Source organism: Bacterioplanes sanyensis (assembly GCF_002237535.1).
Taxonomy (GTDB): domain Bacteria; phylum Pseudomonadota; class Gammaproteobacteria; order Pseudomonadales; family Oceanobacteraceae; genus Bacterioplanes; species Bacterioplanes sanyensis_A.
Genome location: NZ_CP022530.1, coordinates 34,646 through 45,850, shown reverse-complemented (window position 1 = coordinate 45,850; position 11,205 = coordinate 34,646). Strand labels below are relative to the sequence as shown.

Here is an 11,205-nt window from a genome sequence, read left to right as displayed (position 1 = left end):
CCTCAGGGTTGCTTAATAGGCGCTGTCTGGGTCGATGACTTCACCGCGCAGACTGTTGGCATATGCATCGACAATACGCACCTTAACAAATTTACCAATCAGGCTGTGGTCGGTGCAGTGGAAGTTCACCACGCGATTGTTCTCGGTTCGTCCTTGCAGGTCGCCCAGGTCTTTTTTCGACACACCATTGACCAGAATGACTTCTTCGCGCCCGACCATGCGACGGCTGATCTGTTGGGCGTTTTGCACGATACGACTTTGCAGAATTTGCAGGCGCTGTTTTTTTACCTCTTCCGGCGTGTCGTCGTCCAAGTTAGAAGCTGGGGTACCCGGGCGCTGGCTGTAAATAAAGCTAAACGAGGTATCAAAGCCGATGGTTTCAATCAGCTTCATGGTGTCGGCGAAGTCGTCTTCGCTTTCGCCTGGGAAGCCGATAATGAAGTCGGATGAAATCGAGATGTCTGGGCGCAGCTTGCGCAAACGCTCGATTTTGTCGATGTACAGGTCAACTTCATGGCCGCGCTTCATGGCCGCCAGAATGTTGTTGGAGCCACTTTGCACCGGCAAGTGCAGATGGCTCACCAGCTCGGGCACCTCTGCATACACATCGATCAGGCTGTCGCTGAACTCAACCGGATGAGAGGTGGTGAAGCGGATACGATCGATGCCATCGATGTCTGCGACCTGGGTAATCAGTTCGGCCAAATCGGCGACATCGCCATCTGACGTGTCACCTTGGTAGGCGTTGACGTTTTGTCCGAGCAGGTTCACTTCGCGCACACCTTGCTCAGCCAGGGCTTCCACTTCAGCCAGTACGTCGGCCATCGGCCGACTGACTTCTTCGCCGCGAGTGTAAGGCACCACGCAGAAGGTGCAGTATTTGGAGCAACCTTCCATGACCGAAACAAACGCTGAACTGCCTTCTACCTTGGGCTTAGGAAGGTGGTCAAATTTCTCGATTTCCGGGAAGGTGATGTCCACTACTTGGATGGCATTACTGGCTTTGTTAACCATATCCGGTAGGCGGTGCAGGGTTTGTGGGCCAAACACCATATCGACAAAGGGCGCGCGCTGAATAATGGCATCGCCTTCTTGGCTGGCAACACAGCCGCCGACACCGATTTTCAAATCAGGGTTCCGGCCTTTTAGATGCTTCCAGCGACCCAGTTCATGAAACACCTTCTCTTGCGCTTTTTCACGAATAGAACAGGTGTTGAGCAGGATCACATCCGCTTCTTCCGGATTGTTTGTGATCTCCATGGCATGGCTCTCGCCCAGCATATCCGCCATGCGCGATGAATCGTATTCGTTCATCTGGCAGCCATGGGTCTTAATGTAGAGTTTCTTGCTCACTGTTGTCATAACACCTGTCATCGTGCGTTAGTTCGGTGATTTACGGCGGTACCGTTAAAAAGGCGCGACATTATACGATTGCTGACTAGTTCTTCGCCAGCATTCGCCGTACTTGACCGTTGTTTGTTGACCTCCGGGCCATGGATGGCTTGTCACCGCTCATCAGCCCTGCTATACATCGGGCATGCACTCGTTGCGAGGAGGTCGAATCATCGCGGCCAATCAGGCCAACCCAGCATTCCGACAATGGACAAGGAGCCTGCTCATGACTACAGCGATGCAACCCCTGTTCTGGCGCATCAGCGGACAGACAAACGACTTCGATATGATCAGTTTGTTGATGCCTGACGACGACGGCCAAGTGTCGGCCGAGTTTCCTACCGATGTCACCATTCAGTCACGTCGGCGATCCCCTGACCCCATTGATATACGCTGGTCCGATGACGATAACGACTTGTTCATGACCTTAGTTGATCGGGTGATGGACTTATCGGAAGATTCGGAACTGGTATTGGATCTGACCGATGACGTGGTGCAGGGCATTATCCACTTGGTGGCGCTGGCACGCTTTCGAACACCAAGGCCAGGTGAAGAGCTGGAGGCCGATGAATTCAATACCGAGCGCCAGGAACTGGAGATAGGCGACCTAGTCGCCCTGAATACCAAAAATGGTTTCCCATTAGCCGTGGTGGTCGCTTTGGATTCCATCGATGCCACCTGTATCTTGCTGGACGGCATAGATACCGAGTCTGGTGACACCATTCCCGATCACAGCGTGTTGGTCATGAGCCGGCTGAACGTACTGCCGTCAAACTTTGCCAACTCAGATCAGGGTGACTCGGAAACGCGTCACTGAGCTTATCAGCGACGCCCTGGTCAGTTAGCTGTCTTGCTGCTGACGCTGGCGTTCGCGCTTTTGCGCCAATGCCAGTCCTGCAATCATGTCAAAATAACCCACGTTTGGGCGCTGTGCATGAGTGCTGTGCGGCGCTGCAGGATGAGCTGCAGCAGTTGCGTGCATCGGGGCAGTCTGAGTGGTTGCCATGATAATCCTACCTTGCTTGAGTGAATGTTCATTCTGTTTTTATTGCAGCCCTGACTTATTCGGGCTGTGTGCGATCAGGCTTTGATGCCGTCCCAGCACAGTGTTAATAACTGATCCAGTTCCAACTCCTCGCCCAGCAATGCTGGCTCAGCGTTGTACTTCTTTGACAGTGTGGATAACGCACCGTATACAAAGGTGCTTAATACCTTTTCCGGAAGCATCTTTACTACGTGTTGCTGCTGCCCATCGGTAATGATGCCGTATACCACATCGTGCAACTCGGCACTGGCTTGTTCCATTGTGCCTTCATGAATGGCAGGGCAAGCCGACATTTGTTCCAGCAGTGCGCAATCTCTTGGGTTGGCCCGCATATAGCGATAAAAATTCCCCCAAAACTGAAAAAAGCGCAGCTTGACGCATGCAGCTGCGTCATAAGCTTCGAGACAGTGCGAGGTCAGTCGTCTGACCAACTCCAAGTACAGCTCCTGCACCAGGTCGTCTTTGGTCTCAAAGTAGCGATAGATAGTTCCCGCACCACAGCCAGCTTGGCGGGCAACAGCGGACATCGGACAAGCTTGAAGGCCGTGCTCAGCAATTAGCTCAGCGGTGGCTTCCAGAATACATTGACGTTTATCCATATCTTTAAGTGCGTTGTGACTGAACGTTCATTCTGCTGCAAAGCCGTCATGATGGCAAAGCAAATCGACTGGTTGTAGGAAGATCAGTTTGTTGCACAAGTGGGATAATGCTGGCGACGGTTGGCCATCCAGACCAATGAGAAGGCCAAACTGGCGGAAAACAGCATCATCAGCATCATTGGTCGGGCGCTGTAATCGTGTAGTAGCGTCCAGCACCAACCGAACAACGCACCGATGAGGAACTCGGTAACGCCAATCAGTGCCGTCGCCGAGCCGCTGATGCTGCGAAAGTGCTGCAGTACGATGCTAAAGGCATTGGCAGCAATCAGTCCGAGGGAGCCGACGCTGAACATGATGAGTGGCAAGACCAGCTCGAGCGGTGGTGACGGCAGCAGCCAAGTTACTAACACCAGCAGGGCAGTAGCGCACAACTGCAGCGCAGTGCCTGCCTGCAGCAGCACATGACTGCCAAAACGCGGCAATAGCCAGACATTGAGACGGTTGAGGGTCATCATGACCAAAATGTTGGCGCCAAACAGCCAAGCGAATTGAGACGGCGGCCGCTGGTAGTACTCCAAGTACAAAAACGGAGCGGCGGTGATAAAAACAAACATGGTCGAGAAGGCAAACGCCAATGCCAAAATGTATGGCTGTGACGGTTTGTGGCACAGCACCTGCCAATAGTTCTGCCAAGGCGATTGACGCACGCGTCGCTCGGGTGGATGGCTTTCCGGCAAAGTAGTGGCGACCACCACAATGACAAACAGAGCGTAGATCGCCAGCACGATGAAAATATCACGCCAGTCGCCGAGTGTGACAATCACTGCCCCCAGCGCTGGCGCCAACAGCGGTGCCATCATCATAATCATCGCCACCATGGATAAGGTGCGCGCGATATCATCGCCTTGATAGCGATCGCGTACCACAGCCGGGCTGTTAACGGTGGCCAGACCACCGCCAACCGCTTGAATGGCCCGCCACCACAGTAAGCTGTCGAGGTCGGAAATGTACACCAAACTCACCGAGGCAATGAAATACAACGTGAGCCCCAGCAAGATTACCGGTTTGCGTCCAAACCTGTCCGACATCGGGCCACCCAACAACTGCCCGGCGGCGTAGCCGAGTAAGAAGGTGCTGACGGACAACTCTACTTGGTGGATTTCGCTATTGAGGTCGATGGCCATGGCCGCGACGGCGGGCAAATACATATCGATGGCCAACGGAGCGATGGCGGTCAGTAATGCGAGCAGGAGAGGTAGCGGCATGGTGGCAAGCAAAAACGCGGATGATAGCGCTTATTGCTGCTTCTCACGAGTACGGATGGCCGAACAGGGTGTTGCAGGATGTGCACCAGCGCCTAGCGAGCAGGCGCTGGTGCTGGCAAGTTACACGTTAAAGCGGAAGTGGATCACATCGCCATCTTTAACGATGTAGTCTTTACCTTCTAGGCGCCATTTGCCGGCATCACGGGCACCAGTTTCGCCGTTGTGTGCAATAAAGTCGTCGTAACCGATGACTTCAGCGCGAATAAAACCACGCTCAAAGTCGGTGTGAATGGCCGCTGCTGCACGTGGCGCGGTTGCACCAATTTTAATGGTCCAGGCGCGTACTTCTTTCACCCCGGCGGTGAAGTAGGTTTGCAAGCCCAGCAGCTCGTAGCCAGCGCGAATCACTCGGTCTAAGCCAGCTTCTTCCATACCCATGTCGGCCAGGAACTCGTCTTTGTCTTCGTCGTCTAGCTCGGCAATTTCGGCTTCGATCTTGTTACACACCACCACCACGGAAGCGCCTTCGCTGTCGGCGATTTCACGCACTTTATCGACGTAGGCGTTGCCTTCTAGGCCGTCTTCATCGACGTTGGCAATGTACATGGTGGGCTTGGTGGTGAGTAGGTGGAACTGGCGTGACAGCTTCAGCTCATCATCGCTCATGTCCAGCATGCGCGCAGTTTTACCTTCCTCAAAGTGTGGAATCAGGCGTTCTAGCAGGGCTTTTTGGGCAATGGCGTCTTTATCGCCGCCTTTGGCAACGCGGACTACTCGTTGCAACTGCTTCTCACACGATTCTAGGTCGGCCAGAATCAGCTCGGTATTGATGACATCAATATCGGCGGCTGGGTCAACATGGTTGGCGACGTGAATCACCTGATCGTTTTCAAAGCAACGCACCACGTGGGCGATGGCGTCGGTTTCACGAATGTTGGCCAGGAACTGGTTGCCCAGACCTTCACCTTTGGATGCACCGGCGACCAAGCCTGCAATATCGACAAACTCCATCGCCGTCGGAACCACGCGCTCAGGATTGACGATGGCCGCCAGTTCATCCAGGCGTTTGTCTGGCATGTTCACCACGCCAGCATTGGGTTCAATGGTGCAGAAAGGGAAGTTTTCTGCATCAATGCCTGCTTTCGTCAGTGCGTTAAACAAGGTGGACTTGCCGACGTTGGGCAAACCAACGATGCCACATTTAAAACCCATAGTTGTATCCTGTGTCGAAACTGCGTTACGGCGAAAAAATTGCGGGTATTTTACCCTTTATAGGAGTGAAGTCGATTCATGGCTTTGGCCATATCACCTGTCATGGCGTCGGGAAGTACGCACATGGCTTCTTCAATGGCGTTATCCATGCTTTGTTGCTCCGCTTTACTGGCGCGGCCGAGCACATAACCGGTGACGCGGCTCTTATCGCCAGGGTGGCCGATGCCGATGCGCAGGCGATGAAAATCTTTGTTGTTGCCAAGGCTGGAGATGATGTCGCGCAAGCCATTTTGACCGCCATGGCCGCCGCCTTGTTTGAAGCGGGCAACACCGGGTGGCAGGTCTAGTTCATCGTGAACGACTAATATGTGCTCCGGTTTTAGCTTATAAAAATTGGCCAGTGCCGCGACCGCCTGACCGCTGCGGTTCATAAAGGTGGTGGGCAGCAGCAGAAAACAATCTTGATTGCCAATGCGTCCTTTGCCGCACAAGCCAAAGAATTTTTTATCGGCACTCAACGAAATGCCGTTGGCACGCGCCAGGCGCTCTACCATCCAAGCACCGGCATTATGGCGGGTATGTTCGTATTCGGCGCCAGGGTTGCCGAGGCCAACGATCAGCTGAATAGAGTTTGCCATCAGAGTGTTACCTTTATTTCAGACACAAAAAAGCGGGGACCAGCCCCGCTTTTTATGGGTGAGATGGGGCTTATTCAGCCGCGTCTTCACCTTCTTCTTCAGCTGCACCGCCTTTAGGAGCGATAACAGTTACAACAGAGGTGTCGTGGTCTGCACCGTGTGACAGCGCCAGAGACTCAACACCTTTAGGCAGTTTCAGATCGCTCAAGTGGATAACGGTGCCCACTTCAACGTTTGCCATGTCGATTTCGATGAACTCAGGCAGGTCGCCCGCTGCACAGATGATGTCCAGGTTGGTCAGCTGGTGAGCAATCTTACCGCCGCCCATTTTCACGCCAACACAGCTGTCTTCGTTGATGAAGTGCAGTGGAACGTGTGCTTTGATCTTGGTGGACTTGCTCACGCGCAGGAAGTCAGCGTGCCATACCAGGTCTTTAGCTGGGTGACGTTGCAGGTCTTTCAGGATCACTTGCTCAGACTTGTCACCCACAGTCAGGGTAATGATAGAGCTGTAGAACGCTTCTTCTTCCAAAGCGCGAGCCAGTTCATTGGCTTTCAGAGTGATCGATTGTGGCTTGCGATCGTTGCTGCCGGCTTTGCCGCCGTAAACGATGGCTGGTACGCCGTTTTCGCGACGCAGGCGGCGGCTCGCACCTTTCCCTGAGTCTTCGCGAATTTCTGCATTCAGAGTAAATTCTGACATGGTGTTTTCCTCTAGGTTGAATACAAAACCGCCTGAACTTGCGACCAGTTCAGGCGGTTTCAAAAAGTCTTGCGAGGTCGATCAGCGGAACATAGCGCTGATGGATTCCTCATTGTTGACGCGTCGAATTGACTCAGCCAGCAGTCCTGCGATCGTCAATTGACGAATAACGCCGGTTGCCTTGGCGGCTTCGGACAACGGGATGGTATCGCTGACCACCAGCTCATCCAGTTCGGTATCGGACAGACGCTCAACAGCGGGGCCGGATAGTACAGGATGTGTACAGTAGGCGACAACTTTTTTCGCGCCAAAGTTCTTCAGAGCTTTGGCTGCTTGGCACAAGGTGCCAGCGGTATCGACCATGTCATCAACCAGTACGCAGGTACGATCGTTGACATCACCGATGATGTTCATAACTTCCGACACATTGGCCTTAGGGCGACGTTTGTCGATGATGGCCAGGTCAACGTTCAGTTGCTTCGCAAATGCACGAGCGCGAACGACACCACCAATATCTGGAGAAACGATGGTCATGTTGTCGTAGTTCTGGCGCTCCAGGTCATCCAACAGCACAGGTGAGCCGTAAACGTTATCGACCGGGATGTCGAAGAAACCCTGAATTTGGTCAGCGTGCAGATCCACCGTCAGTACGCGGTCGATGCCAGCGCCTGACATCATGTCGGCAACCGCGCGAGCACTGATAGGTACACGGGCAGAGCGTGGACGACGATCCTGGCGGGCGTAACCAAAATACGGCACAACGGCCGTGATACGACTGGCTGATGCGCGACGTAGTGCGTCAGACAACAGCAGCACTTCCATCAGATTGTCATTGGTAGGGGCGCAGGTAGGTTGCAGAATGAAGACATCCTTACCGCGAACGTTTTCATCCAGCTCGACTGTCGTTTCGCCGTCACTGAATTTGCCAACAGTGGCTTCACCCAGCGGAATATCCAGACGTTCAACGACGAGTTTAGCGAGCTCCGGGTTGGCATTACCGGTAAAGACCATCAACTTAGACACAAGCAGCCTCTTCGATGTAATGAATCAATGATGGAAAGCATAGAAGAAGGTGGCTGGGGTGGCAGGACTCGAACCTGCGAATGACGGGATCAAAACCCGTTGCCTTACCACTTGGCGACACCCCAACTTTTAAGACGGTCCGAATAATACCTTGTGCGTTGGCGAATGGTTAATACCTTTCGCAACAAAGGTCGAATACTCGGCCGGCAGTTGCTTAGAAACCTTGATGGCTTCTAGCTCGGAACTGAAACTTGAGAAGATGCAAGCTCCAGTGCCGGTTAGCTTAGCAGGAGAGAAATTATTTAGCAAATTCAATGCTTTACCTATTTCAGGGTGGAGCATCGAAACAACTGCTTGGCAGTCGTTGTTTCCCTCTCGCCTCAGCGCGGTGCGTATACTAATGGCGGCTGTATTACGTGTCAAACATTTATTTGAAAAAATTTTCCCTGTATTAACATGGACTTGCGGAACCACCACCAAATACCAGGGTTCATCGAGCTCCGGCGTTGGTGTGAGAATTTCGCCCACCCCCTCCGCGAAGGCCGCTTGGCCATGCACAAACACCGGCACGTCGGCGCCCAAGCGTAAACCGATGTCGGCCAGTTGCTCTAACGAGAGGTGCAATTGCCACAATTTGTTCAATGTCAGCAAGGTCGTGGCTGCGTCTGAGCTGCCGCCGCCCAGTCCGCCGCCCATTGGTAATACTTTATGCAGGCGAATATCCGCACCGCAGGGTTTCTCACTCAGCGCTTGCAGAGCCCGAGCTGCACGGATGATGAGGTTGTCTTCAAAATCGACGCCATCAATGGCCGGAGTGAGAGTGATCTCATTGTCGTCGCGTTGGCGAAATTGCAACTCGTCGCCGTAATCCAGAAACTGAAACAGGGTCTGCAGCTCGTGGTAGCCATCGTCGCGACGCCCCAGTATGTGCAACATCAAATTGAGTTTGGCCGGAGCCGGCACAGATAACCAGTCAGCCACGCAGCGTCCACTCCTTGATGGCGAAGATAAATTTATGTTCGTAGCCGCTTACCTTGATGAGTCCGGGCAGCCAGCGCTGCCCGTGGCGGCTATAACGGCTGTAACGAATGCTCCAGCCATGTTGTTGCAACGTTGTCAGTCGGCCCTGGGCATCTTTTTTGATTTTGGCTTCCCCGCCTGGGCTGGGCTGGCCTTGTACCCAATAGCGCACATTGGCTACAGGAAAAGACCAGCCCATGTAGTGCTCTAACAGTTGCTCAGCGGACTCCGCTCGTTGTGGTTGCTGCCAGCCTGGCAGGGTTAACTCAGCAAACGCATCGCTGCCATTCAAGCGCGACGCTCCTTGCCCAAGTGGGCCGGAGATAAACAGATCGTAGGCCGAATCATGCTGCTCCCAGGTGAGATAGCCAGTCACTGTGTCTTGCGGGGTGGTGACCGACAGTTTGCCACGGACTTCCCAACTTAAGCGCTCGGAGGGCGCGGGCTGTGAGGTAAAACTGGCACAGCCGGACAGCAACAGCAGTCCAGCGATAACAAAAGCTTTGATCATTACAGGTCGGCGTCCAATCGCTGCAGGGTTTCTTCAATCAGTGGGCTGTCGGGCGTTTGTTCCAAACCTTGGCGCCATACGTCGCGGGCTTCATTGAGCTCACCGCTGATCCACAACAGTTCTCCCAAATGAGCGGCAATCTCGTGATCTGGCATTAGCTCAAAGGCGCGCTCCAGCAATGGGCGGGCTTTATCCAACTTGCCTTTGCGGAAATACACCCAGCCCAGACTGTCGATGATGGCGGCATTATTGGGCGACAGCTCGATGGCGCGTTGGATTAAGGCGTAGGCTTCTTCCCAGCGCTCGGTTTTATCCGCCAAGGTGTAGCCCAGCGCATTTAAGGCTTCGGCATGGTCTGGTTGGCGTTCAATAATGAAGCGCAGATCACGCTCAAGCAAATCAATGTCGTCGATTTGTCCTGCTAGCATGGCGCGGGTGTAGCGCAAATCCATGTGCTCTGGCTGCAGTTGCAGCGCCTGGCCTAACAGTTCTATGGCGGCAGGAATATCGCCATCTTGAGACAGCAACTCGGCCTCGATGCGCACCAAATCGACGGTCTTTTCTGGCCACAGGGCGCGGCGGTCATCCAAGTAGCGCCTTGCAGCGGTCAATCCTTGCTGTTGTTGGCGAATCTCAGCGGCGCGCAACTGCGCGGGCAAAAACTCACGCCCGTCGGATACCTCGCTGTAGTGCTTAAATGCCAATGCGTCGTTTTGCTCGCTGTGCGCCAGCTTGCCCAGATAAAAGTGCGCTTCATTGGCGTAGCGGCGGCTGTTCAGCAAGCTTTGCAGCAAAATACGCGCTTGTTCTGGGGTGTCCAGCTCGTGTTCCAGCAACGCCAGCGACAAGGTCAGTGCCTCATCGTCAGGGTAGCGCTGGTGTAGGTCGCGAAACGCTGCGCGCGCCTCCTCCATGCGCCGCTGTTCGAGCAGTAGCCGGGCGTAGAGCACGCTCATGGCTTTATTCTCAGCGTGACGCTGTTGCAGCTCCTCTAACCACACCAGCGCTTCTTCGATGCGCTCCAATTGCGCCAACAAGCGGGCTTTTTGCATGCCCGCACTGAGGTAGTCTGGCTGAATCTCCAATGCTGTATTCATGCCCTGCAGTGCTTGATCAAACTGTTGCAGGTGCTGGTGCATGATGGCGACGGCGTAGGTCAGATTGGCGTTGTTGGGATATTGCTGCTGCAGCGTCACGAATTGCTGCAGCAGTTGTCGCTGCTGATCGGGCGGTAATTGGCCACTGTTGGCAGCGAGATAATCAAATTGACTTACGCCCGCCAGTCGCTGTAAATCTTGCAAATGCATCAGTGCCGCCTGATAACGCCCCTGCTGAATGGCGGCTTGTGCGGCAGAATGGTGGGCCGACGGGTCTTCCGGATCGGCTGCCAGCCAGATATCCGTTGCCTCGGCTGCCAGCTCGTCGGCGCCCACATAACTGGCGATGCGGCTGGCGCGCTCGGCAATCTCCGGGTCGCCCGTCTTGCGCGCCTGCAACATATAGTTGTGCAATGACACATCAAAGCGTTGTCGCTGACCGGCGAACTCAGCCACCAACAACGCATATAATGTGTTGGCGGGTATCGGGCGATAGTGGACCGGTTCTGGTTCTACCTGATGTGCCTTTAGTTGTGCAGCGGATGGAGTTGGAGTTGTTTCTTGCTCTGTCGGCGCTGGTGTAAGACTGGCACAGCCGGCCAAGTAGATGGGGGCTGCCAGGGTGGCCATCCAATGGGGCAGGCGACGGTTGGGCAGGGAAAACAATCTGGCCATAAATATCCGCATTCTATGAATAGTG

Annotated in this window: 12 protein-coding genes and 1 tRNA gene; 1 reads left to right on the top strand and 12 read right to left on the bottom strand. The window is 54.2% G+C overall.

What is annotated here, in order from left to right; translation table 11 throughout:
- Positions 1-12: 12 nt before the first annotated feature.
- Positions 13-1,353, bottom strand: coding sequence for a tRNA (N6-isopentenyl adenosine(37)-C2)-methylthiotransferase MiaB (miaB, locus tag CHH28_RS00220; protein WP_094058421.1), 1,341 nt, complete (start codon positions 1,351-1,353; stop codon positions 13-15).
- Positions 1,354-1,618: 265 nt separating this feature from the next.
- Here miaB and CHH28_RS00215 point away from each other — a divergent pair, with 265 nt between their 5' ends.
- Positions 1,619-2,209: a hypothetical protein gene (locus CHH28_RS00215; RefSeq protein ID WP_094058420.1), complete on the top strand. Its 591-nt coding sequence runs from the start codon at positions 1,619-1,621 to the stop codon at positions 2,207-2,209.
- Positions 2,210-2,233: 24 nt separating this feature from the next.
- Here CHH28_RS00215 and CHH28_RS19785 read toward each other — a convergent pair whose 3' ends face one another.
- The 11 genes from CHH28_RS19785 to CHH28_RS00165 form a co-directional block, all read right to left on the bottom strand.
- Entirely contained in the window at positions 2,234-2,398 is a 165-nt protein-coding gene (locus CHH28_RS19785) for a hypothetical protein (RefSeq protein WP_157729692.1), read from the bottom strand.
- Between the two features lie 74 nt (positions 2,399-2,472).
- Entirely contained in the window at positions 2,473-3,036 is a 564-nt protein-coding gene (locus CHH28_RS00210; RefSeq protein WP_094058419.1) for a TetR/AcrR family transcriptional regulator, read from the bottom strand.
- 83 nt (positions 3,037-3,119) lie between these two features.
- On the bottom strand, positions 3,120-4,301 hold the full coding sequence (locus CHH28_RS00205) for a Bcr/CflA family multidrug efflux MFS transporter (RefSeq protein ID WP_094058418.1): 1,182 nt from the start codon (positions 4,299-4,301) through the stop codon (positions 3,120-3,122).
- Positions 4,302-4,421: 120 nt separating this feature from the next.
- Positions 4,422-5,513: a redox-regulated ATPase YchF gene (ychF, locus tag CHH28_RS00200; protein WP_094058417.1), complete on the bottom strand. Its 1,092-nt coding sequence runs from the start codon at positions 5,511-5,513 to the stop codon at positions 4,422-4,424.
- 50 nt (positions 5,514-5,563) lie between these two features.
- Positions 5,564-6,151, bottom strand: coding sequence for an aminoacyl-tRNA hydrolase (gene pth, locus CHH28_RS00195; RefSeq protein WP_094058416.1), 588 nt, complete (start codon positions 6,149-6,151; stop codon positions 5,564-5,566).
- Positions 6,152-6,221: 70 nt separating this feature from the next.
- The gene (locus CHH28_RS00190) at positions 6,222-6,854 is read right to left on the bottom strand and encodes a 50S ribosomal protein L25/general stress protein Ctc (protein ID WP_094058415.1); all 633 of its coding nucleotides are present in this window, start codon (positions 6,852-6,854) and stop codon (positions 6,222-6,224) included.
- Positions 6,855-6,935: 81 nt separating this feature from the next.
- Entirely contained in the window at positions 6,936-7,877 is a 942-nt protein-coding gene (locus CHH28_RS00185) for a ribose-phosphate pyrophosphokinase (protein WP_094058414.1), read from the bottom strand.
- Positions 7,878-7,927: 50 nt separating this feature from the next.
- Positions 7,928-8,002: transfer RNA gene (locus tag CHH28_RS00180), tRNA-Gln, on the bottom strand.
- A gap of 4 nt (positions 8,003-8,006) precedes the next feature.
- Positions 8,007-8,858: a 4-(cytidine 5'-diphospho)-2-C-methyl-D-erythritol kinase gene (ispE, locus tag CHH28_RS00175; RefSeq protein ID WP_094058413.1), complete on the bottom strand. Its 852-nt coding sequence runs from the start codon at positions 8,856-8,858 to the stop codon at positions 8,007-8,009.
- Entirely contained in the window at positions 8,851-9,408 is a 558-nt protein-coding gene (gene lolB, locus CHH28_RS00170; protein WP_094058412.1) for a lipoprotein insertase outer membrane protein LolB, read from the bottom strand. The genes ispE and lolB overlap by 8 nt, the downstream gene beginning before the upstream one ends.
- Positions 9,408-11,180 (bottom strand): tetratricopeptide repeat protein, encoded by a 1,773-nt coding sequence (locus CHH28_RS00165; protein ID WP_199243957.1) that lies wholly within the window; start codon positions 11,178-11,180, stop codon positions 9,408-9,410. Before CHH28_RS00165 ends, lolB begins: the two co-directional genes overlap by 1 nt.
- Between the last annotated feature and the right edge of the window lie 25 nt (positions 11,181-11,205).

Bases quoted from the DNA above. Each gene is read 5' to 3' on its own strand.
- CHH28_RS00215 (WP_094058420.1), top strand. From the start codon at position 1,619: ATGACTACAGCGATGCAACCCCTGTTCTGGCGCATCAGCGGACAGACA.
- CHH28_RS00205 (WP_094058418.1), bottom strand. From the start codon at position 4,301: ATGCCGCTACCTCTCCTGCTCGCATTACTGACCGCCATCGCTCCGTTG.
- CHH28_RS00190 (WP_094058415.1), bottom strand. From the start codon at position 6,854: ATGTCAGAATTTACTCTGAATGCAGAAATTCGCGAAGACTCAGGGAAA.
- CHH28_RS00165 (WP_199243957.1), bottom strand. From the start codon at position 11,180: ATGGCCAGATTGTTTTCCCTGCCCAACCGTCGCCTGCCCCATTGGATG.
- lolB (WP_094058412.1), bottom strand. From the start codon at position 9,408: ATGATCAAAGCTTTTGTTATCGCTGGACTGCTGTTGCTGTCCGGCTGT.
- CHH28_RS00210 (WP_094058419.1), bottom strand. From the start codon at position 3,036: ATGGATAAACGTCAATGTATTCTGGAAGCCACCGCTGAGCTAATTGCT.
- CHH28_RS19785 (WP_157729692.1), bottom strand. From the start codon at position 2,398: ATGGCAACCACTCAGACTGCCCCGATGCACGCAACTGCTGCAGCTCAT.
- pth (WP_094058416.1), bottom strand. From the start codon at position 6,151: ATGGCAAACTCTATTCAGCTGATCGTTGGCCTCGGCAACCCTGGCGCC.
- ychF (WP_094058417.1), bottom strand. From the start codon at position 5,513: ATGGGTTTTAAATGTGGCATCGTTGGTTTGCCCAACGTCGGCAAGTCC.